The sequence below is a fragment of the Thiomicrorhabdus indica genome (genome assembly GCF_004293625.1).
Classification (GTDB): domain Bacteria; phylum Pseudomonadota; class Gammaproteobacteria; order Thiomicrospirales; family Thiomicrospiraceae; genus Thiomicrorhabdus; species Thiomicrorhabdus indica.
Map to the genome: position 1 here is coordinate 64,812 of NZ_CP033040.1, position 23,024 is coordinate 87,835.

Below are 23,024 nucleotides of genomic sequence, written 5' to 3' on the forward strand. Positions count from 1 at the left end.
ATCAATGCAGTTGATGTATTTTAAGAATGGTTTTAAAAACATTCGGATCTTTTATTTGTGTCATTTCACCTTCGCGAGGAATATGTTTGTCTTTTAATCGCGATAAGAAAAAGCGTAAAGCCGCTAAGCGCAATGCCGCTGGCCAAGCAGCTTGTTCTTCTGAAGTTAACGGGCGAATGAGCTGATAAGCCTGCAACATCGTCTCGACTTTATTAGCATCAAAAGAAATCTGATCCACGTTTTCAGTTTGTGCACGACACCAATCATTCACCATCACCGCTAAGTCATATAAGAAGACTGAATTGCAGGCGTAATATAAGTCAATGATTCCAGATAATTCATCACCATCAAATAGCGCATTGTCACAGAACAGGTCTGCATGAATCACACCGGCCGGTAAATGTTTCCAATCAACTTGAGACTGAAAATTAAGCTCTTCTTGAATCAAAATTTGTTCATCTTCAGGAAGATGACTCGCAATCAACTCAAACGTGTTTTTCATCCAAGACAAATCACGATCATTGGCTCGATGTTCACTAAAATCAGCACCGGCCAAATGAAACTTCGCAAGACTTTCACCCATCACAGTACACTGTGTTACCGATGGTGTTTCCACACCTGAGCCGGTTAAACGTGCCACTAGAGCTGCTGGTTTGCTTTTCAAAGGCTGAAGATAGTCATTGGATCTAGTCGCAACAGGATGAGCGGTTGGAATTTGATGCTCCGCCATAAATGCCATGATATTTAAAAAATAAGGCAACTCATCAAAACTATGATGCTCGAAAATCGTTAAAACAAACTGCTTTTGAATACCATTGTGTTCGGTATTCACAAAATAGTTAGTGTTTTCGATTCCCGCGCTAATGCCTTCAAAAGAGGCTAAAGTTCCCACATCATAATTTTGCAAAAACTCGTTCAGATCATTTGCATCGACGACGGTGTAGACAGACATAGAGTAAATTCTCGTTATTCGCTAAAATGTGGCGCAGATTTTACCATAAGAGCATTTTTATGACTGACCACAATTCACTTTTGCCAATCAACCCAAATAGTCCATTTATTTTAGTGGATGGATCTTCCTATCTATTCCGAGCTTTCCATGCCATGCCACCACTCAGTAACTCAAAAGGACAAGCGACTGGAGCCATTTTTGGCGTCATAAATATGCTGGGCAAGCTCATTGAGCAATATCAGCCGGAAAAAATGGCGGTTATCTTTGATGCAAAAGGCCCTACCTTTCGTCACGAAATGTATTCAGAGTATAAAGCCCACCGCCCTCCAATGCCGGACGAACTCAGAACGCAAATTAAACCTATCCATGAAATTGTCAAAGCACTTGGACTGCCATTAATCGTCATTGAAGGTGTCGAAGCGGATGATGTCATGGGAACCCTTGCACACCAAGCCACTTTAGCTAAGCATGACACGCTGATTTCAACCGGTGATAAAGATATGGCGCAACTGGTCGATGAGCACGTCACACTAATCAATACCATGAACGACACGCTTATGACGCCTGAGGCCGTTGTTGAAAAGTTTGGTGTTCGCCCTGATCAAATTATTGACTATCTCGCCTTAATGGGTGACTCATCAGATAACATCCCAGGCATTCCAAAGTGCGGTCCTAAAACGGCAGTGAAATGGTTAAACGCCCATGGAAATATCGATAATTTGATTGCCAATGCCGATATGATTGGGGGCAAGATTGGCGAAAATCTTCGCAATAACCTTGAACAACTCGAACTTTCACGACAATTGACGACTATTCGACTTGACTGCGATCTTCCGGTCAACCTTAACTCGATTCAGAGAACTCCTCCTGATTTGGAAAAATTACAAGAACTGTTCAGCGAGTATGAACTTCGTAATTGGCTCAATACTGTGATGAAAGGCGAAGCCCCTTTTACTAAAAAATCAGGCGCGAAGGCTCACAGCCAAACTCTGCAAAAGAAAGGCAGTGAAAACACCTTTTCGACTCAGCAGACTGAACCGAATGAAACAATACCGGCCGGTGAAACCCCTGCTAAAACGGATTATGAGACTGTTTTTACAGAAGATGCGTTTAGCCAATGGCTAGAAAAAATTCAAAACGCCAAACTGTTTGCCATTGATACCGAAACAACCTCACTGAATAGCATGCAAGCTGAAGTAGTCGGTATCTGTCTAGCTGTCGCCACAGAAGATGGCAACCAAGCCTGTTATATTCCTGTTGCGCATGATTATGAAGGAGCGCCAGAACAATTGAATCGCAATGATGTTCTAGCCAAACTCAAACCCATCCTAGAAAACCCAAATGTCTTTAAATGCGGTCAAAATTTGAAATATGACTGGCATGTTCTGAAAAATTATGACATCGAGATGCAAGGCATGGCGTTCGATACCATGCTTGAATCCTACTGTTTGAACAGTGTTGCCACGCGCCACAACATGGATGATTTAGCATTAAATTATCTGAATTATCGCACCACACACTTTGAAGAAATTGCGGGTAAAGGTAAAAAACAACTCACCTTTAACCAAATAGAAATTGAAAAGGCTGCACATTATGCTGCAGAAGATGCTGATATTACCTTGCGACTGCACCAAGCCATTTGGCCACAACTCGAAGCAGAACCTAGACTCGGCCAGTTGTTTCAGAATATTGAAATGCCACTCATGCCGGTTTTAGCGAAAATCGAACGTAATGGCGTTTTGCTAGACACCGATATGTTGGCCGTACAAAGTAAAAAAATCAGCGAAAAGTTAGGTCAATTAGAACAAGAAGCCTATGCCATCGCCGGTGAAAAATTCAATTTAAACTCTTCGAAGCAGCTACAGACCATTCTTTTTGAAAATCTAGATTTGCCGGTCATTAAAAAAACCCCTAAAGGCGCACCTTCAACGGCCGAACCGGTTTTAGTACAACTAGCTGAAGATGGTCATGAAATGCCAAACTTAATTTTAGAATACCGAAGCTTGGCTAAATTAAAATCAACCTATACAGATTCTTTACCCAAACAGATTCACCCTGAAACTGGGCGAGTTCATACCTCTTATCAGCAAGCAGTCGCCTCTACCGGCCGGTTATCTTCGACCGAGCCAAATTTACAGAATATTCCAATTCGAAGTGAAGAAGGTCGAAAAATTCGCCAAGCTTTTATTGCTCGCCCAGGTTATAAACTACTCGCGGCCGATTATTCACAAATCGAATTAAGAATCATGGCGCACCTATCGGGTGATGAAGGGCTTTTGAACGCTTTTTCTCAAGGTAAAGACATTCACCAAGCCACTGCTGCGGAAATTTTTGACATGCCGCTCGATGAAGTAACAACCGAACAACGCCGGAGTGCCAAAGCGGTTAACTTTGGTTTGATTTATGGCATGTCTGCATTTGGTTTGGCCAAGCAACTGAATGTGGGACGTAATGAAGCGCAGGAATATATCAACCTCTACTTCTCCCGTTATCCGGGTGTGCTCGATTACATGGAATCCACCAAAGCGAATGCCAAAGAACACGGTTTTGTAGAAACCTTGATGGGACGCCGTTTATATTTGCCAGACATCAATGCTCGCAACGGCCAGCTTAGACAATATGCTGAACGCACCGCCATTAATGCGCCGATGCAAGGCACAGCAGCAGATATTATCAAAACAGCTATGGTCAATATCGGAGACTGGCTTGATCAAACCACTCTAGATATTCAAATGCTGATGCAAGTACACGATGAATTAGTATTTGAAGTCGCCGAAAGTGATTTAGAGTCGGCTAAAACAGATATTAAACGTTTAATGGAATCTGCCCTTGAACTGAAAGTGCCACTCATTGTTGAAATGGGTACAGGAGATAACTGGGATCAAGCGCATTAATGGGATCCACTAAAAATTCAAATAACGCTTTGTCGTCACTTACGCGTAATATTAAAGTGGCATAGAGTGTGGTATCTTCTGCCACCATAAAATATCAATCACACATAAAAATAATAATTTTGGAGTGGGAAAATGTCTATCCGTAATCGAATTTTAACGCTGTCTGCGGTTCTCTTCGGCTTTTTGCTTCTTGCTATTTTTGTTGGTTTAAGCCAAATCAGCCGCTTTGATCATAATCTACACCTTCTTTACGAGGACAGAATTGTTCCTCTCAAAGACTTGAAAAACATAAGTGATTCTTATGCAGTTAACATTGTGGATACTAACCACAAACTACGAAATGGGAATATCTCTTGGCAAGAAGCGCAAAACAATATCGTAAATGCTCAAAAAGAGATTAACGAGATTTGGAAAGCTTATATGGCTACGACTTTGACAGAAAAAGAAGCTCAACTAGCCAAGCAAGCTGAAAAATTGATGTATCCTGCGAATCAAGCTATTGATGAGTTGCTCACACTTGTCAGAGCGCAAAATGCACAAGAAATTGAAAAATTTAGTATTGAAAAACTCTATCCAGTGATTGATCCCATTTCCGATGCTATCTCCCAACTTATCAATTTGCAGTTAGATGTTGCTCAAGAAATCAATCAAGAAAGCTCCGAAAGCTATCAGACATTGATGACTCTTTCAATTGTGGCAATTATTCTTTCTTTTGTTTTTATTTCATGGTTTGTTCTTGTCACTGTTCGCGCCATTTCACGCCCATTGAATGAATTAGTTGAAACCTCCCAAACTGTCATGCAATCAGGCGACTTTAGCCAACGAGTTACGATTACACGCATGGATGAAGTCGGGGTTGCTGCCAGTGCTTTTAATCAACTACTGAACAATACAACGCAGGCAATTAAAGAAGCGAATCAAGTGGTGGGTGCAATTGCGCAATCAGACTTTAGCCAACGCATGAATGGAAATTATGTTGGAGATTTAAACCAACTTAAAGAAGGAGTAAATGCTTCAGCCAAAAGTGTTTCCTTTATGATGGATGAGCTTGGAAAAATTATGCAAGCGCTTCAAGATGGCCGGTTTGATGCCAAAATGGATCCTCAGGTTCCAGAAGCCTTCCGTCAACAAGTCGAAAAAGCTCTTTCAACCATTGACCAAGTAGTCACTCAAATCAATGATGTTATGAGCCATATGAATCAGGGTGAATTTGATAAACGAATCCAAACTCAGGCACACGGCCAATTAGAACAATTGAAAATCAATATCAATGGTTCTATGGATTCTTTAGAAACAGCCGTTCAGGATATTCGTCGAGTCGTAACTGCTCAAGCAGACGGAGACCTTACGACAAAAATTACCAACCACTATGAAGGCGAATTAAGTGTCCTTAAAGAGGTGATTAACGGCTCAGCACAAAAACTTACCGAAGTCGTTTCCAAAGCATTGAATGCCTCTAATGTTGTCCATACTGCTTCAGATGAAGTCTCGCGAGGAGCTTTGGATTTAAGCCAACGTGTTCAGGAACAAGCAGCGGCCTTGGAAGAAACATCTGCTACCATGGATGAGATGAATTCTACGGTACAAAATAATACCGAAAACTCTAAACAAGCGACAGTCGTTGCTCAAGATATGCAGCAACAAGCTCAACAGGGTCAAGAAATCATGGCGCAAACCATTACTGCCATGAACCAAATTCAGGAATCCAGCCATAAAATTTCCGATATTGTCAGCCTAATTGACGGAATTGCCTTCCAAACCAACCTATTGGCACTTAATGCGGCGGTTGAAGCTGCAAGAGCTGGTGAGCATGGTCGAGGATTTGCGGTAGTCGCTGGTGAAGTTCGCGCCCTGGCACAGAAATCAGCTGACGCAGCAAAAGATATTACTTCTTTAATTAATGAAAGCGTCACTCGAATCGATGAAGGAACCAAATTGGCATCCGAGTCTGGTGAAACTTTAAATACCATGACTGATTCGATTGAAAAAGTTTCCCATATGATTGAGCAAATTGCACAGGCATCGGTTGAGCAAGCTGAAGGTGTCAATCAAGTGCATAAAGCGATTACGGAAATTGATAAAGTCACTCAGCAAAACGCCGCTTTGGTTGAGGAAACCAGTGCTGCTTCTGAAAGCCTAAGTGAGCAGGCGCAAAACCTGAATAATGAAATGAATTTCTTTAATACTGGTAATGCGCAAGTCAATCAGACAAATCAAAGTCGAGCCTCAACTCCAATCGTTCGCCCTGCTCCTAAAATCGAGTCAAAACCTGTACAAAAGCCCGCATCTAAACCTGTCCCTAAACCATCAGTAGAAACGGCAAAACCTTCAACACCAAGCCAAAACAACGAAGAGTGGGATGAGTTTTAAAAAACTCCACTCATTCACCATTGAAAACCGGCATAAAGCCGGTTTTTTTATCCTTTTAAACTTTACTCTTACTCATAGAAACTTACTCAATAAAGGATAAATACCGGCCGGTAAGCTCTTGTCGTTTAATGACTTATTCTTCTTAAAAAGACAAAAACTAACATTTTTTTACATTGTCTAATCTTTTGTTTCAAAACAAAACACTTTTATTCTCCATTCTGCACCAAAGTCTTCTTAAGGTTAAAATTTGAGACACTTTAATCAATATAAAAATGAACTTTTCTAGAAAACTCTTAGGCACAAAGATTGCTGATTAAATTTTATTCAGAATCACTCTACTTAGTCGACTACTTATCTTTTAGACAAGATTATTCCTTTCAAATTATTCACATCGGTTAGATATCGACAACGGATAAAAACGAGAAGCGAGGGCAAGAATGGAATCCACTCATCAAGAATTTGATATTTCCAAATTCGGAACTATCGTCAGTAAAACTGATCTTCATGGAACCATTACCGGTGTGAATGAGGCCTTTATCCATGCGAGCGGCTATTCAAAAGAAGAATTGATTGGCCAACCACAAAGTATTGTTCGTCATCCAGATGTACCCAAAGCTGTTTTTAAAGATCTTTGGTCAACACTTAAAAGTGATAAACCGTGGGTACAAATCGTTAAAAACCGTCGAAAAGATGGCCGTTATTATTGGGTTCAAGCAAATATTACCCCTATGTATGAAAACGGTAAGATCATTGGTTATTTATCCGTTAGAACAGCTATCGACAATGCAACCAAAAACCAAGCTGAAAACCTCTACCAACAAATCAAATCCGGTAAGAAACGTCTGGATAACGGCTACCCATTAAGCAGTCTGCAAAAATTATGTATATTCGATAAAATTCACCCGATTAATCTGATGTTAACCATGATTGGTCTCATGGGAATACTTGCTACATCTATCCAATCAGGACTTATTCAACTCCCTACTGAACTGGTCATATTTATCAGTGCCTTTTTCTTTTTCTATACATGGGCCGGTAAAAAATATGCCTTTAACCGCTTAGGTAGTGCCAAAAAAGTCATTGATAAAATGCGTGAAGGTGACTTCTCAGGACAAGTAAATTTCCGTGGAAATCACTCCTTAGGAAAATTGGTATCCGCCGTTAAAATGATGCAAGTGCAATTAGGTGCCATGTATGATGATTCACAGACCAAACTCAACTCAAGCATGCGTTTAAAGTCGGCACTGGACAGTGCTTCAAGCAATATTATGATGGTGAATCAATCCGGAAAAGTGATTTACCTAAATCATCAAATGGAAGAATTTTTTCAAAAAAACCATACAAAAATTCAATCTGCGTTTGAAAATTTTTCCGTCGAGACCCTCATCGGTCAAAACTTAGCGACTGTTTGTCATAGCGAATTCTTCTCCGATCTCTCTCAAGCAAAGACTTCACAAGAGACGATTTGCGATCTAAATATCGAACTCTCTATAATTCCAGTTCAAGACGATGAAGGCACTCGCCTTGGTTCTGTTCTGGAATGGAAAGATATGACACAACAAAGAGTCATTGAGCGTGAATTGGAATCTACATTGAAAATGGCTTCTATTGGTCATACCGATTTGCATATTGATACCCGAAACCTAAGCGGTTTTTATCTCGACACCTCGAATAACGTTAATTCTCTCCTCTCAGAACTGCACGCAATCATCGAAAATATGGTTCATGTTATGACCAAATTAGCGATAGGTGATGTTCGAGGTCGTATTGATAAAGATTTACAAGGCTCTCTTGCTGCCATGAAAGGTGCAACAAACGTATCTTTAGACAACCTCAGCTCAATCATTATGTATATTAAAAAGGCGGCAGGAACCGTACAAATCGCCGCGGATGAATCTTATGAAGCTGCAAACGACTTATCTGACCGGACACAACAAGCTGCTGCCGCAATTGAACAAGTTAACTCTGCCATGCAAAATATGAGTCACCTGCAAATGGAAAACACACGTGAATTAACCAATGTTAATGACTCCGCACTACAAACCATGCAAGAAAATAAAAAGGCAAAAGCTTCCTTAAAAGCAACTGTGGATTCCATTCAAGAAATTCAAAAAACCTCCGAACAGATTTCCAATATTATTTCAATAATCGACGGTATCGCGTTTCAAACCAATCTACTCGCACTGAATGCTGCAGTCGAAGCAGCAAGAGCCGGTGAACATGGTCGTGGTTTTGCTGTCGTAGCAGGTGAAGTAAGAACTCTGGCGCAGAAATCTGCCGGAGCGGCACAAGACATTAAAGTCTTGATTAATGATTCAGTTCTTAAAGTGAATCAAGGTGTTGAAAAGGTGCAAGAAACCAATGAGGCTTTTGAAATCGTCGATCAAAGAGTCAACAATATCAGCAATGCAATGAAAACGGTGCTTGGTTCAATAGAACAACAACAAAATACCGTTAGTGAAATTGCTCAAGCACTTAATGAATTAGACACAAATATTCAAAACAACGCCTCTCTGGTTGACCAATCTTCCGCGGCATCACACTCTTTAAAAGAACAAGCCGTCTTACTCAATACTGAAACGGCTAAATTCCTCATTGATGAACATAAAGCGATTGATTTAATTCAGGATTCACCGGATCTTTTCGGAGTTAAAATGGCCGATGTACGTCAGAATATGCGAGTTTGGCGAACCAGTATTCAAACCTATCTAAACGGTATCCCGATAGAGATGGATGTCAATCAGGCTGTCAACCCGGAAAGCTGTTTTGTTGGAAAAAGCTTAGCAACGCTTTTGAATCAATTTCCACAAATGCAACAAATGAATGAATACCAAAAAGTACGTCAATTACATGTTCGCCAACATGAATTGGTGAAATCTGCCATGGAAATTTTGAATCAAGCCGATCAACATAGTTTGGAAGACTTAAAAACGAAAGATGCGATTCTGGACCAGTTTGTGAATATCACGGATGACTTAGACAAGGCACTTGCCGCCTTGAACAGTGCTTTAACCTCAGAACTGATGCAACAAGCAACACCTAATTCACAATCAATTCCGCAACTTCGCTCAGCATAAAACCAGCGATATCCTTGTAGGAAATACTTAAGGAAAGCAAGGAAAGTTTTGCAATGCGACAACTTCATGTCTTGAACTGTCAAACGAAGAACTCGGCGCTGAAAGGGTAAGCCGAGAAACGAAGAACTCGGCGAAGAGCCGAAAAATTAATTTGATTCAACCAGAGGTTCCCTAAACTACCGGCCGGTAAGAATTCATTTGTTACCGGCCGGTAAACCTTTAAACACTTTTTTAGAAAGTACGAATATTGGTTTTCTTCTTTTTCTTACCAAGCTTCGTGCCTTTCTCCGCTTGATGACGCTGATGCGGTTTTTCTTCAATCAGCTTCGCTTCATAATCCATCCAATCATCCAATTTTTTCCAAACCTCGAGCAACCCTTGTTTATTCAATGATGAAAATAGTTGCACAGATGCGTGCGGATACTCTTCCTGAATAAGCTTTTCGATTGCATGTAAACTGGCTTTCGCCGGCCCTTTTTTCAGTTTGTCAGACTTCGTCAAAAGTATATGAACTGGCAATCCAATTTGTTGAGTCCATTCCAACATCACTAAATCAATCTCCGTGGGCGGCATTCGAGAATCCATTAACAAAACAATCCCTTTCAACTGAGGACGCTTTTCAATGTATTCACTCAACCCTGCTTCCCAAGCTTTTTTGATTTTGACATTCACTTTTGCAAAACCATAACCCGGTAAATCCACCAAAGAACGAATTTCATCCACAGGAAAAAAATTAATCAGTTGTGTTCTCCCAGGAGTTTTACTGGTTCTGGCAAGCGATTTTTGTGAGGTGATTGTGTTCAAAGCACTCGATTTACCTGCATTTGACCGGCCGGCAAATGCCACTTCGAATTCAAATTCTTCTGGGCAAAGGTTTAAGGTTGGAACACTTTTAAGATATGTTGCACGTTGGTAAAGAGGATGTTGCATAGTTAATGGTCTTTTAATACTTTATCAATTTTGTGGCTAAGTATATACTTTACCCTATTTTTTGGGAAATACGTCCGCTAAACGCAGTCAATAAATTTAATTTTCCGTTAAAAATCAATAACTTAAAAACCAAGTAAATCTCTAGGTTTTTTAAATAATCCGGGCGCTAAAGAAAAAGAAACCTTATGAACAACTCAAGTACTGCAACCAAAGTTAAAAAGCCGAGTCCTTTTTTAAACTTTCTTGGCTCGATGAATCTTGCCGTTACCTTGCTGATGATGCTCTCGATTGCTTCAGTCATTGGTACCGTTTTACAGCAAAATCAGGCTTTCCAAGACTATATTATTAAGTTTGGACCTTTCTGGACCGATGTATTCAACAGTTTAGGACTTTTCCATGTTTACGGCGCAGCATGGTTTATTTTAGTCTTAATCTTTTTGCTGATTTCAACCAGTGTTTGCGTGGTTCGCAACACTCCAGGTTTCATGAAAGATATGAAACAGTTCAGCGAAAAGCTGACGGCCAATGCCATTAAACACCAAAAATACAATGTTGCGTTTAGCACTCACATTGCCAAAGACGAACACCTTACACATTCGGCCGCACTTCTGAAACACCACGGTTATAAAGTTAAAACCCATCAACACACTGATGGCTCCGTGACAGTTGCTGGTTTAAAAGGTGCTTGGAACCGTTTAGGCTATTTCTTTACTCATATCTCGATTATTATTATCTGTTTCGGGGGTCTGCTCGATTCCAACTTTTTACTAAAGTACCGCGAAATGACTGGTACTTTAGTGCCTGAAACACGCTCAGTGAGTTTAGATGAAGTTCCTCAAACCGCATGGGTTGGCCCAGAGAACCTCTCATTCCGAGGAACCGTTAACATTCCTGAAGGATCAAAATCCGATATTTTGTTCTTGCCATATGAAAATGGTTACCTAGTCCAAAAACTTCCTTTCACGATTGTAAACAAAGACTTCCATATCGATTATTACGACACAGGGATGCCGAAAAACTACCAAAGTGAATTAGAGCTTTACATTCCCGGTCAGGAAGAACCGATTCGTAAAACCATTGAAGTGAACAAACCTCTTTATTACGAAAACTATGCGATTTATCAGTCATCATTTGGTGATGGTGGTACTGAACTCAAACTAAAAGTGCATCCATTATTATCACCGATTGTGAACCCGCTTGAGCTCGAATCTACGGTAAACAAAGTTGAGCCTTTAAAAACCCCTATGGGTAAATTTCGTCTAGAGTTGAATGACTTCCGCGCCTTTAACATGGTGCCTTTGAGTGATGAAGAACAAGCTGAGACCGGCCGAAAATTCCACAATAATGGCCCAACGGTAATTTTCAAGGTTCGTAATGAACAAGGTAAAGCTTGGGAATACGAAAACTACTTAATGGCGAATCATCAAGATGGGCGCGATTTCTTTATGACAGGTGTGCGTGAATCTGCTGCAGAGCCATTCCGATATCTGTTTATTCCTGCTGATGAAAAACGCTCTAAAGAACGTTTTTTCAAGTTAACAGCCATGTTGAATCAAAGCACTCAAAATATGAATTTGATTCGTTCACTTTACCCGCAAGCCCCAGGGATGGATGATCGAACCTATGCTATGCAGCTCGATTTAACTGAAAAACTCTTGACCCTTTTCCGTCAAACCGGTTTCCAAGGGATCGAAGACTTTATATTGAAAAATGTGCCAAAAGAAGAACAGACAAAAGTCTCAGAATATTACTTTGCACAGACGACATTTGCCCTACAAAGCATCTATCTCGAATTGCTGCGTAAAGAAGGCATTATTGATGATTTAAACGCGGAAATTACACCTTTCGATAAACAGTGGTTTGAAGATGCATTAACCGCGATTACTGGGTTCTCTATTTATGGGCCACCCATGTTTGTTGAGTTGGCAGGCTTTAAAGAAATCCAAGCAACGGGTCTTCAAATTACTAAATCCCCTGGAAAAGACATTGTTTATTTCGGAAGTACTTTACTTATAATTGGGGTCTTCTTTATGTTCTATGTTCGTCAAAGACGTGTATGGATCAACATTCAACCAAGTTCTTCGGGTGTCGATTTAAACATCGCTGCCAAAGACAATAAAAACCTTCCAGAGACGAAAGTCGAAATGGAAAAAATCGCAGATCAAATTCGTGATTTTGCAAACAAGGCTTAAGAAAGGTAACGACTATGCAAACTGAAACCTATATGCAACAACTCGAAGAGTCGCAAAAACAGCCCATAACTTTTAAAGAAATTGTTTGGGCCATTTTTATCACGCTAGTCAGTGTTTACTCTTATGTCACTTACGGCACTTTAATGGATATCTATGAAATTGGTATTTTGATAGGTACCGCAATTTCATGGATCTGGCTTGGACGCTTCTGGCCAAGCATGCGCCCTTTCACTTATTGGGTGAGTGCCTTGACCATACTCGCGCTCTGGTCGTATCACAATCACGGTAATGTATTTGAAGCCAAAGATACCGCTTTCTTCTTGAAGTTCTTGGTCTCCAGTGAATCCGCGACTATGTGGATGAGCGCTCTTCTTGTACTAGCGACCGCGACCTACTTCTTTGCCTTATTTAACAAGTCAGAGTTTACTGCAAAAACAGCCACTACAATGGTTTGGGCAGCGATGGTATTTGGTTTTGTCGGCATGATGGTTCGCTGGCGTGAGTCTTACATCATTAACTTCGACTACGGACACATTCCTGTTTCATCACTGTATGAAGTATTCATTTTGTTTATTGTCATGACCGGTTTAATGTATTTGTACTATGAGCAAAAATATAAAACTAGAGCATTAGGTGGCTACGTAATGCTGGTCATCAGTGCGGCGGTTGCATTCTTGTTGTGGTATCACTTTGATCGTGGCGCTCATGAAATTCAACCATTGGTTCCTGCCTTGAAATCTTACTGGATGAAAATTCACGTTCCTGCGAACTTTGTCGGTTATGGTGGGTTTGCGATTGCTGCAATGGTTGCCGTTGCCTACCTGTTCACAGAACGTTCATTGAAAAAAAATCCTGAAAGTACTTTCGCTGCGCGTATGCCGAGCTTGGAAATCATGGATGACATCATGTATAAAGTCATCGCTCTTGGGTTTGCATTTTTCACTATCGCAACCGTTCTAGGTGCGATGTGGGCAGCTGAAGCTTGGGGTGGCTACTGGTCATGGGATCCAAAAGAAACTTGGGCTTTGATCGTTTGGTTGAACTACGCCGCTTGGTTGCATATTCGCATGTCTAAAGGCTGGCGTGGGACACCGATGGCTTGGTGGGCATTTATCGGTCTATTCATTACCACTTTTGCTTTCTTGGGTGTGAACATGTTCTTATCAGGACTTCATTCATACGGTGAGCTGTAATTCATAACCAAAAAGGATTTTAGATATGAATCGACGACTGTTTTTATCAACTCTTGCAGCAACTTCTTTAGTTGGAACTTCAAACCTAGCGCAAGCCGCTGAGTTTGAATTGATTGATGGCGTTCAATACAAAACACTGAAAAAACCAGTGGATACTGAAGGTAAAAAAACAGTCATTGAAGTTTTTGGTTATACCTGCCCTCACTGCTATCACTTGGAACCAAGTATTCATGAATGGTTGAAAACCAAGCCGGAAAATGTCCAATTTGAACGAATGCCAGTTGTCTTTAATCACCCAAATTGGATTTACATGGCTCGCGTGTTTTTCACCGCAAAACGTTTAGGTGTTTTAGAAAAATCACACAGCGACTTTTTCCACGCGATTCATCGTGATAAAACCGATGTCTTCACTCCAGAAGCTCTAGCCAAATTCTTTACTCGCTTTGGAGTAGAAGAAAAAGACTTCTTAGATATGTTCAAAAGTTTTGTGGTGGATGGCGATATCAAAAAAGCAGCGAAACTGACGCGCCAATATGAAGTCGAAGGGGTTCCAGCCATCATTATAAATGGCAAATATCTCACCGATGTACCAATGGCCAAAGGCAAGAAAGAGATGTGGACTGTGGTGGACGAGTTGATTCAAAAATAACTTTTCTATCTATAACTTAAATGACTATCAAATCATTCAAAAACCCCATTGAGGGGTTTTTTGCTTTTTGAGGCTCAGCCTCAATATGCTTCTGGCATAATAAAGCCATTCAAAAGCCTACCGGCCGGTAAATTAAAGGGATCTTATGAAAGCCTCAGAACTGTTTGTAAACTGTCTTGAAAACGAAGGTGTCGAATATATTTTTGGAATTCCAGGTGAGGAAAACTTGGAAATCATGGACGCTCTACTCGATTCAGACATTGAGTTTATTACAACACGCCATGAACAAGGTGCGGCTTTTATGGCAGATGTCTATGGACGTCTAACCGGCCGTTCAGGCGTTTGTATGTCCACGCTAGGGCCTGGTGCGACCAACCTTGTCACAGGAGTAGCCGATGCGAATATGGATAACGCACCTCTGGTCGCGATTGCCGGTCAAGCTGCCACAACACGTATGCACAAAGAATCCCATCAGGTCGTTGACTTGGTCAGTATGTTCAAGCCCATTACCAAATATTCCACTCAAATTCTTGAACCAGAAATTATTCCTGAAGTCGTGCGTAAGGCTTTTAAACTCGCAGAGGCAGAAAAACCTGGCGCGACTTTTATTGATTTCCCTGAAAATATCTGTGAAATGGACATTAATGAAACGCCTCTTCCAGTCAGTGTGAATCGTGCCACTTTCGCCGATCGCAGTCTTATCAAAGAAGCAGCAATAATGGTTCAGGAAGCTGAAAACCCACTCATACTGGTTGGTAACGGTGCCGTTCGCTCGTGCGCCAGTGACGACATTATTACCTTTGTTGAACGCCACAAAATTCCGGTCGTAAATACCTTTATGGCCAAAGGTGTGATTCCTTTTTACAACGATATGGCTATGGGAACGGCTGGCCTACAAAAAGGTGATTATGAAAACGGCGGCTTTGAAAAAGCCGATTTAATCATCTGTGTTGGTTTTGACATGGTTGAATACCACCCTCACCTCTGGAATCCTAATCGCTCTCATACGATTATTCACATCGACAGTAAAAAAGCCGAAGTCGACAGTAGCTATATTCCTAATTTGGAACTGATTGGCAATATCGGTGCTAACTTGCGCTCTCTGGGTGAAGCGATTGAAAAACCTATCACCAAATCAAATATCGACTTCACATTGCGTCAATCCATGATTAACGAAATGAACCGTTGTTCCAAAAGTGATGCTTGGCCAATGCTTCCACAAAAGATTATTTGGGATCTACGTACCGCAATGAACTCTGAAGATATCGCCATTAGTGACGTCGGTGCACACAAAATGTGGATGGCACGAATGTTCCGATGCGATCAGGCTAATACTTGTATTATTTCTAATGGCTTTGCCGGCATGGGGATTGCGGTCCCAGGCGGTGTCGCGGCTAAACTCGCCTTTCCAGAAAAAGCTGTCGTTGCGGTCACAGGGGATGCAGGATTTATGATGAACTCCCAAGAAATCGAAACCGCCCTGCGTAACAATACACCGTTTGTCATTCTTATTTGGAACGACAGTCAATACGGATTGATTGAATGGAAACAGCAGCGCCGCTATGGACGCCCTGCTTACATTGATTTTAAAAACCCTGATTTTGTTGCCTATGCAAAATCATTTGGCGCTGAAGGCATTAGAATCAATGCAGCAAAAGAGTTATTACCGGCTTTGAAAACTGCTTTAAAAACACCGACCGTAACCGTCATTGACTGCCCTGTCGATTATTCAGAAAATGATCGTCTCACTGAACTGCTTGGGAATGTGCTTTCAGAGATTGAAGACTAAACTTAATGAGTAATGAGTAATTTGTATGCTGAATGTTAAATAGAATGCACCGCATTCCCAATAAACTATTCAGCATTAAACATTCATTTACAACCCAAACACCACTTCCGATAATGGCTTACGCTTGCCATTTTGGGTTGAGCAATCCCCTTTTAAATGCCCCATATACAAAACACCAATAAGCTCGATCTGTTGTGAATCTGCATTAATTTGCTGGTATGTGTGGTTATCTTTGATAATCGGCCCAGTACTCCACTGGACTCCCATTCCCATCTGCCAAGCCATTAACTGGAAGTTTTGAATCGCACAACTGCAGGCAGCATAATCTTCTTTTCTAACCAATTCGTCATCCGCTAAAACTTGACCAACCAATACCATTTTGGGAATCTTTAAAAACTTTTCCACCGCTGCATCATAGATCATCTGATAGTTTTCTGAATTTGGCTCTGCCCGGCTCTCAGCTCTTAACTTTGCATAAGTTTCAGCCAAAGCTTTCTGTTGCGCTTCAGAAACCACCCAAAACCGCCAAGGTTGCGTCAACTTATGATTCGGAGCCCAAATAGCTGCCTCTAAACAATTGTCTAACTCTGCAAACTCTACCGGCCGGTCAGAAAATTGATAACAAGTTCGACGAGATTTAATTAATGTCAGTAATTCAAACGCATTCATAATGATTTTTTGACCTTTATTTTTAGTTCTTTACGTTTCTTTAAATCTTTCCTCAAAGAATACCGGATACAACAAACAAATCATGGCAAAATACTCAAAAATTAATAGTTTTCATCTAAGCCCTTTGGATAAAGTGTGTTGTTTTGTGGATAAATACCAAATTTTACAATAATCAAAATTTTATCCCCAAAACACCCACATCTATCCACAGGGCTTTTAACTAGGGTTGTTACCAAGCTTATTCACAAGTTAACTTATTGATATATGAAATTTATTCTTATTTATCTACAAAAGTTGTACACAACAAGAGTAATAAAAACAAAGTAAACTATATAAAAGATATATTCTTTAACAGCCTGTGAATTACTCACAAATTGAAAACGAAAGGTAAATAAATGACATTAAGTGAATTGAAGTATATTGTTGCGGTTGCCAAGGAAAAGCACTTTCGTAAAGCTTCAGAAACCTGCTTTGTTAGTCAACCAACGCTCAGTGTGGCTGTAAAGAAACTCGAAGAAGAATTAGACATCACCATTTTTGAAAGACGCAAACAAGATTTGATTGTGACGCCTATTGGCAAAAAAGTTATTGCCCTTGCAGAAGAAATACTTGAAAAAGCAGATGACATCAAAACCCTTGCTAAAGAATCTCAAGGAGATTTATCGTCGCAATTACGGATTGGTGCAATCTATACAATTGGCCCTTATTTGCTTCCACGACTTCTGCCGGAATTTCAAAAAGTCGCTCCTAATATTCCTCTGATCATTGAAGAAAATTTTACGAGTGTCTTAGTCGAAAAACTGCATTCAGGTGAACTCGATCTTGTGATCCTTTCTTTGCCTTTTGAAGAAAATAATATTGAAACTCAACCACTTTACAGCGAACCTTTTAAAGTGATTGTGCCAAATACGCATCCACTAGCGGACGTCGATAAACCTTTGAGTTTAAAAGAAATGGAAAAGGAAACAGTTCTACTTCTTGGTGCAGGACATTGTTTTAGAGATCAAGTTTTAGAATCGTATCCTAATTTTATGCACTTGAATCACCACAGCGACCGTCTTCAAAAAACCTTTGAAGGCAGCTCTTTGGAAACGATTCGTTACATGGTATCTTCAGGCGTTGGAATTTCTGTTTTTCCATGTTCATCTCTGTCTGACAGAGACAAAGGGTTGTTTAAAATTAAAGAGCTTAAAGAAGATCAAAGTTCCAGTCGTGTTGTGGCTTTGGCTTGGAGAAAAACGTTTCCAAGAACAGAAGTTTTAGAATTATTTAATCAAGCCTTATCCAAAATAAACTTGCCTTGTACGAACCCAATTAAATAAAATGGCAGAAATGAAATTTTAGGACCTTTTTATTCATGTTATCCATGCAGAAAAATCTATTAACAGCCACATTGAGTGTTGGATTACTTGCCCCCCACATGACCGTCTTGGCAGAATCGAAACACAACAGCCCTTCATTCGACTTTGACAGTTTAGAAGTTGTCTACCCAGAAAACTTTAAGAAGTCCTCTGCAATCAGCTCTAATGACCCCTATGAGTCATTTAATCGTCGTATGTTGGATTTCAATTTGAGTTTTCATGACTCAGTCGGTAAACCTTTGATCAAAGGTTATCGTTCCATTCCAAGCCCTATTCGGACCGCTGGTGAAAATTTTCTGAATAACCTTGGGCAACCTTTATCAATGCTTAACAGCTTTTTGCAAGGTAATGTGGAAGATGGCCTGAGCACGCTAATGAGATTTTCCATCAATAGCACTTTTGGCTTACTTGGAATTTTAGATATTGCCACTGAAGCTGGGCTTAACGATAAAGATGAAGACTTTGGACAAACGCTTTATGTTTGGGGTGTTTGGAATGAAGCAAATTATGTTGTAGTCCCGTTTCTAGGGCCAACTACCACACGAGATATTTTTGGAAAAGTGGAAAGTAGTGTTGATCCAATCTATTATCAAAATGGCTTGGAAAGCACTTATGCTTTGGATGATGAATTTAATGAAAAAGCTAAGGTTTTTATGGCTGATGGAGTCGTCAGTTATAACAGGGCAGAACCTTTAATTTCGACCTTGGAAAATCAAATTGATCCGTACTTATTTGCGCGTGAAGCCTACATTCAGAATAGAGTGAATGCGATTTACAATGGGAAGCCACCAATGCCTAAAATCGAAGATGATTTTTTTGAATAGTTAAGTCTGGCAGATTTTTTAATGGCCAAAATATAACCGGCCGGTCAAAAATGTAAGTAGAAAAGAAAGTACCAATAGTAAAAAAGCTAACAAAAAACGCTCCAATCTCATTGAGAAAAGGAGCGTTTACTTTTTTAGAACCTGATAACTTTTGATTTGCCTTGGTTTACTCTGGTTTGTAATCAGGAGCTGGTTTGGCGATAAATCTTAGCCATACTAAACCAATGATTGCGGCCATTAACGAAGCGACTAAAATACCGGTTTTAGCTTCTACCAGCATCATTCCTGGATTTGTCCAAGCCAGTTCAGCAATGAAAATTGACATGGTAAAACCAATCCCCGCTAAAAATGCGGTTCCAAACAACTGATTCATTGATGCGCCACTTGGTAGTCTGGCAATCCCTAGTTTAATCATTAACCATGCCACTCCAAAGACACCAATCAGTTTTCCAAGAACTAATCCGCTGATCACTCCAGAAGCAACTGGTTCCATTACAATCGTGCCCATTTCCGACCAGTTAATCGCCACACCGGCATTTGCAAGTGCAAATATTGGAATAATGAAAATTCCAACCGGAAGGTGAAGACTGTTTTCTAAACGAATCGACGGTGGCTGAACTTGTTTCACGCTCGATTCCATTTGCGTCAATAGACCTTCTTGTTGTTCACAAAGTTGATAATTTGGATGTGATTGATCGGTTTTTTTGTAACGCGCCACTAAGTCATCAATATGCGCAGAGAAAAAGCGTGGATTAAATTTTGGACGTGTTGGAATCGCCAATGCGGTCAAAATCCCTGCTATGGTCGCATGAACACCTGATGACAGCATTGCAGACCACATTAGAACCCCGATAACCACATAAGGCAGAACGCGATAAACACCTGCACGGTTCATGGCAATTAAAACCCCAAACAGTGCAAAAGCAATTAAGAGGGCAGTTGTATTGATTTCGGCTGTATAGAACAATGCAATGACTGTTACGGCACCCAAATCATCGACAATTGCCAAAGCAACTAGGAAGGTCACTAAAGCTGGTGGCACACGTTTACCTAAAATGACTAAGGCACTGATAGCAAAAGCAATGTCGGTTGCCATCGGAATTCCCCAACCATTGACTGCTTCGGTGCCATAAGTGAAATACACATAAAACAGTGCTGGGAAAACCATTCCCCCGACTGCCGCTCCAATAGGCAAAATTGCATTTTTCGGGTCTGATAATTCGCCAACTAAGATTTCGCGCTTAATTTCTAAACCGACCAAAAAGAAGAAAATTGCCATTAAGGCATCGTTGATCCAGTGATGGAGCGTTAATTTGACATTAGTTTCCCCAAAGCTAAAACCAAAATAGGTATGAAAAAAATGCTTATAGGCTTCAGCATAGGCATCACTATTTGCTAGAAACAGTGCTAACAGCGTCATTAAAATCAAAATTGCACCGGTAGTCATTTGATGATGCAAGAATGATTGGAAAGGGGTCACAACTTTTTTAAACGGTTGTTCCCAAGGCGACTTTAAATGAAAGTCGTGGTTTGAAAAGGGGTTATGCATAAATGAGTTCCTGTTATAGCCGATAAAATTATCTTATCTGCTATTTTACTGATTCTCGTAGAAAAATTCTAAAAGAGTCAGAATCTACCGGCCGGCTAATAAAATAACCCTGAACTAAATCGCAATTTAGTTCATTAAGAATTTCAATGGTCTGTTCGTTTTCAACCCCTTCTGCTGTAACGGTTAATCCTAGGTTGTGCCCTAAATCAATAGTGGAGTGAACAATCGCTAAATCATTCTGGTCTTGATTGATTTCTTGGATAAAGGACTTATCAATTTTAAGTTCGTTGACTGGCAGACGTTTTAAATAAGCAAGTGATGAAAAACCAGTTCCAAAATCATCGATTGATATTTTTATTCCCAATTGATTCAGTTGATTTAGCTGGATCAGCGATAAATTCAGGTTTTCCATCATCACGCTCTCAGTGATTTCCAGAATAAGATATCGGTATTCGAGTTTATTTTGGTCGAGTAAGTTTTTGATTTCAAAACTCAGTTCTTCATTGGCCAAATCAGTGACAGACAGATTAACTGCAACCGATATCTTATAGCCTTGTTTATGCCACTGGGCACACTCAGAAATTGCCTTATTTAAAATTTGTAGGGTCAGTTTATGAATAACTCCGATGCGTTCTGCTGCATCAATGACTTTTTCTGGTGAAATAAATCCAAGAGTAGGGTGGTTCCAGCGCAATAAGGCTTCACAGGCAACTATTTTTTGGTTTTTGAGCTCAATTTTCGGCTGATAATAGGCTTCGAGTTGCTCTGCTTCGATTGCATTTACCAAATCTTGTGTAAGCAACATACGCTCTTTACTGTAAATATTTTCGTTTGAGTCGTAAAAACTAAAACTGGCTCGCTGGCGTTTGGCTGCATACATTGCCATATCTGCATATTGCAAGAGATTTTCGGCATTTTGGCTGTCTTTAGGATAAACCGCCATGCCAATGCTCAATCCCACATTAATCGATTCGTTATCAACGATAAAAGGTTGTTCTAAACTCTCTATGATTTTACGCACCAATTGTTTTGCATTATCAGGATCTGTTTTAGGCAGTAGCAAGGCAAATTCATCGCCACCTAATCGTGCCAAGGTATCTGATTTGCGAATTAAGCTTTGAATTCGGTTTGAAACTTTAATTAGCAATTGATCACCCGCAGAATGTCCAAGAGTGTCATTGATTTCTTTGAAGTAATCCAAATCCATAAAACACAGAATAAATTGGCCATTTTCTCTGTCGCCAGAAAGCAATTGATATTCCAATCGCTGACTCAATGCAAAACGGTTAGGTAGTCCTGTTAAATGGTCATGCATAGCTTGATGTTCCAGCGCTTTTTGTCTTTCAGTAACCTCCTGATCCATTTGCTGGTAGGCATCAAGTAGATTAGCTATTTCCAATGTTTTCGCTGCACCAATTTCAGGGCTAGAAATATCAATTGCTTTGGATTTTAACGCTTGAGAAATTTGACGAATAGGGGAAAAAACCATCCAATCCAATGAGATGAGAATAAAACCGATAAATAGAAAAAGAAGTGTGATTAACCCAAAAATTAGGTAGTAAAAAAAGGTGTCGCTTTTTTGTAATTGATGATCAATATTCTGTTTTTCAGTGCGCAGAGTGGTTTCCAAAAGATTCAAATCAAGAGTGATGGTTTTCATGACTGGAAAAATTCTATTTTTCATAATCATGGTGTCACTTCGCCATTCTCCGTGTTCTGAAATTTCTCGCATGATTAAAAAATTATCAAGCCATTTTTGACTCAGTTTTTCAATACTGTTTAAAATTTCTTCTGCTTCAAAGCTATCTTCGTTTTGATAGAGTTTTTTAAGTTTTTTCAGGCTTTGCATAAAAATATCATGAAAATCATTCAGGCTTTTTCCTTGATCTTTGAGTATTTCAATTGAAAAACTTGCCAAACGATTTGTCATATAAATACGGGTTTGTGAAATCGCTTTTATCCAATTCAGATGGGTTTTTATTAGCTCTGGATAGAGTTGTTCTGAAGTAGGGGTTAAACTTTCTGATTCGATTTCGCGTTTCAGAATTTCAAATCCAGAATTAATTTTATCTTGCTGAATTTCCATCTCATTCGCAGAAATATCCATCGCTGGATATTGCTTATTAATATCTTTTCGGTACTCGACTAGGCGCTTTACTTCGATGTTGAGAGATTTGAATTTTTCAAGTAATGGCAGAACTTTTTGAGTTAAAGGGATATGAAACTCGTGTTCAGATTTAAGTAATATTTTGAGTAAGTTGATGGAAGAGTTTGTGTTGGTATCAATTTTATGGAGCAAATCCTCATTAATTGGATCTAAAAGAAATAGATTAATATCTTTATTAATACTCAGTAGGTTATTTCTAGTTTCATCAATTTTCGATTGCTCTTCTAAAACGCCTTGATAGGCGTTTGTGACAGCCTGCTTCGTTGAAAGTATATTGAGGTAGCTGATTGCAATGATAAAAACAACAATTAAACCTATAAATAAAGTTGTTTTTAAATATCTTTTTCGCAAGCTGGGCGGGGTTTTGTAGATTGGAACCATGAAGACAAATTTTAATGAATTTTTGAG

General features: G+C 39.9%; 14 protein-coding genes. 9 read left to right on the forward strand and 5 right to left on the reverse strand.

What is annotated here, in order from left to right; all coding sequences use genetic code 11:
• Position 1: 1 nt before the first annotated feature.
• Complete coding sequence (locus D9T12_RS00255) at positions 2-952, reverse strand: homoserine kinase (RefSeq protein WP_130536293.1); 951 nt, start codon at positions 950-952, stop codon at positions 2-4.
• Between the two features lie 59 nt (positions 953-1,011).
• On the opposite strand from D9T12_RS00255, the gene polA reads away from it, so the two are divergent.
• From polA to D9T12_RS00270, 3 genes are all read left to right on the forward strand, one after another.
• Positions 1,012-3,846 carry a DNA polymerase I gene (polA, locus tag D9T12_RS00260; RefSeq protein WP_130536294.1) on the forward strand — a complete coding sequence of 945 codons (2,835 nt, stop codon included), beginning with the start codon at positions 1,012-1,014 and terminating at the stop codon, positions 3,844-3,846.
• Positions 3,847-3,978: 132 nt separating this feature from the next.
• Complete coding sequence (locus D9T12_RS00265) at positions 3,979-6,216, forward strand: HAMP domain-containing methyl-accepting chemotaxis protein (RefSeq protein ID WP_130536295.1); 2,238 nt, start codon at positions 3,979-3,981, stop codon at positions 6,214-6,216.
• Between the two features lie 437 nt (positions 6,217-6,653).
• Positions 6,654-9,293 carry a methyl-accepting chemotaxis protein gene (locus tag D9T12_RS00270; protein ID WP_130536296.1) on the forward strand — a complete coding sequence of 880 codons (2,640 nt, stop codon included), beginning with the start codon at positions 6,654-6,656 and terminating at the stop codon, positions 9,291-9,293.
• 231 nt (positions 9,294-9,524) lie between these two features.
• Here D9T12_RS00270 and yihA read toward each other — a convergent pair whose 3' ends face one another.
• Positions 9,525-10,223, reverse strand: a complete 699-nt coding sequence (gene yihA / locus D9T12_RS00275; protein WP_130536297.1) for a ribosome biogenesis GTP-binding protein YihA/YsxC — start codon at positions 10,221-10,223, stop codon at positions 9,525-9,527.
• A 185-nt stretch (positions 10,224-10,408) separates the two neighbouring features.
• Between yihA and D9T12_RS00280 the strand changes: the two genes are divergently transcribed.
• From D9T12_RS00280 to D9T12_RS00295, 4 genes are all read left to right on the forward strand, one after another.
• Complete coding sequence (locus tag D9T12_RS00280; RefSeq protein ID WP_240693197.1) at positions 10,409-12,415, forward strand: cytochrome c biogenesis protein ResB; 2,007 nt, start codon at positions 10,409-10,411, stop codon at positions 12,413-12,415.
• Between the two features lie 14 nt (positions 12,416-12,429).
• Positions 12,430-13,608: a c-type cytochrome biogenesis protein CcsB gene (gene ccsB / locus D9T12_RS00285; protein ID WP_130536298.1), complete on the forward strand. Its 1,179-nt coding sequence runs from the start codon at positions 12,430-12,432 to the stop codon at positions 13,606-13,608.
• Between the two features lie 25 nt (positions 13,609-13,633).
• Positions 13,634-14,257 carry a thiol:disulfide interchange protein DsbA/DsbL gene (locus D9T12_RS00290; protein ID WP_130536299.1) on the forward strand — a complete coding sequence of 208 codons (624 nt, stop codon included), beginning with the start codon at positions 13,634-13,636 and terminating at the stop codon, positions 14,255-14,257.
• Positions 14,258-14,402: 145 nt separating this feature from the next.
• Positions 14,403-16,046, forward strand: coding sequence for an acetolactate synthase large subunit (locus tag D9T12_RS00295; RefSeq protein WP_130536300.1), 1,644 nt, complete (start codon positions 14,403-14,405; stop codon positions 16,044-16,046).
• Between the two features lie 87 nt (positions 16,047-16,133).
• On the opposite strand, the gene D9T12_RS00300 is transcribed toward D9T12_RS00295, so the two are convergent.
• Positions 16,134-16,715 (reverse strand): nitroreductase family protein, encoded by a 582-nt coding sequence (locus D9T12_RS00300; RefSeq protein WP_130536301.1) that lies wholly within the window; start codon positions 16,713-16,715, stop codon positions 16,134-16,136.
• Between the two features lie 395 nt (positions 16,716-17,110).
• On the opposite strand from D9T12_RS00300, the gene D9T12_RS00305 reads away from it, so the two are divergent.
• Both D9T12_RS00305 and D9T12_RS00310 read left to right on the forward strand, forming a co-directional pair.
• Positions 17,111-18,037 carry a hydrogen peroxide-inducible genes activator gene (locus D9T12_RS00305; RefSeq protein ID WP_130536302.1) on the forward strand — a complete coding sequence of 309 codons (927 nt, stop codon included), beginning with the start codon at positions 17,111-17,113 and terminating at the stop codon, positions 18,035-18,037.
• 35 nt (positions 18,038-18,072) lie between these two features.
• Positions 18,073-18,900 (forward strand): MlaA family lipoprotein, encoded by an 828-nt coding sequence (locus tag D9T12_RS00310; RefSeq protein WP_130536303.1) that lies wholly within the window; start codon positions 18,073-18,075, stop codon positions 18,898-18,900.
• A gap of 166 nt (positions 18,901-19,066) precedes the next feature.
• On the opposite strand, the gene nhaA is transcribed toward D9T12_RS00310, so the two are convergent.
• On the reverse strand, positions 19,067-20,449 hold the full coding sequence (nhaA, locus tag D9T12_RS00315) for a Na+/H+ antiporter NhaA (RefSeq protein WP_130536304.1): 1,383 nt from the start codon (positions 20,447-20,449) through the stop codon (positions 19,067-19,069).
• Positions 20,450-20,489: 40 nt separating this feature from the next.
• Entirely contained in the window at positions 20,490-22,997 is a 2,508-nt protein-coding gene (locus D9T12_RS00320) for a putative bifunctional diguanylate cyclase/phosphodiesterase (protein WP_130536305.1), read from the reverse strand.
• Between the last annotated feature and the right edge of the window lie 27 nt (positions 22,998-23,024).

What these genes read in the sequence shown, in the direction of transcription:
- D9T12_RS00255 (WP_130536293.1), bottom strand. Translation starts at nt 952, where the DNA reads ATGTCTGTCTACACCGTCGTCGATGCAAATGATCTGAACGAGTTTTTG.
- polA (WP_130536294.1), top strand. Translation starts at nt 1,012, where the DNA reads ATGACTGACCACAATTCACTTTTGCCAATCAACCCAAATAGTCCATTT.
- D9T12_RS00265 (WP_130536295.1), top strand. Translation starts at nt 3,979, where the DNA reads ATGTCTATCCGTAATCGAATTTTAACGCTGTCTGCGGTTCTCTTCGGC.
- D9T12_RS00270 (WP_130536296.1), top strand. Translation starts at nt 6,654, where the DNA reads ATGGAATCCACTCATCAAGAATTTGATATTTCCAAATTCGGAACTATC.
- yihA (WP_130536297.1), bottom strand. Translation starts at nt 10,223, where the DNA reads ATGCAACATCCTCTTTACCAACGTGCAACATATCTTAAAAGTGTTCCA.
- D9T12_RS00280 (WP_240693197.1), top strand. Translation starts at nt 10,409, where the DNA reads ATGAACAACTCAAGTACTGCAACCAAAGTTAAAAAGCCGAGTCCTTTT.
- ccsB (WP_130536298.1), top strand. Translation starts at nt 12,430, where the DNA reads ATGCAAACTGAAACCTATATGCAACAACTCGAAGAGTCGCAAAAACAG.
- D9T12_RS00290 (WP_130536299.1), top strand. Translation starts at nt 13,634, where the DNA reads ATGAATCGACGACTGTTTTTATCAACTCTTGCAGCAACTTCTTTAGTT.
- D9T12_RS00295 (WP_130536300.1), top strand. Translation starts at nt 14,403, where the DNA reads ATGAAAGCCTCAGAACTGTTTGTAAACTGTCTTGAAAACGAAGGTGTC.
- D9T12_RS00300 (WP_130536301.1), bottom strand. Translation starts at nt 16,715, where the DNA reads ATGAATGCGTTTGAATTACTGACATTAATTAAATCTCGTCGAACTTGT.
- D9T12_RS00305 (WP_130536302.1), top strand. Translation starts at nt 17,111, where the DNA reads ATGACATTAAGTGAATTGAAGTATATTGTTGCGGTTGCCAAGGAAAAG.
- D9T12_RS00310 (WP_130536303.1), top strand. Translation starts at nt 18,073, where the DNA reads ATGTTATCCATGCAGAAAAATCTATTAACAGCCACATTGAGTGTTGGA.
- nhaA (WP_130536304.1), bottom strand. Translation starts at nt 20,449, where the DNA reads ATGCATAACCCCTTTTCAAACCACGACTTTCATTTAAAGTCGCCTTGG.
- D9T12_RS00320 (WP_130536305.1), bottom strand. Translation starts at nt 22,997, where the DNA reads ATGGTTCCAATCTACAAAACCCCGCCCAGCTTGCGAAAAAGATATTTA.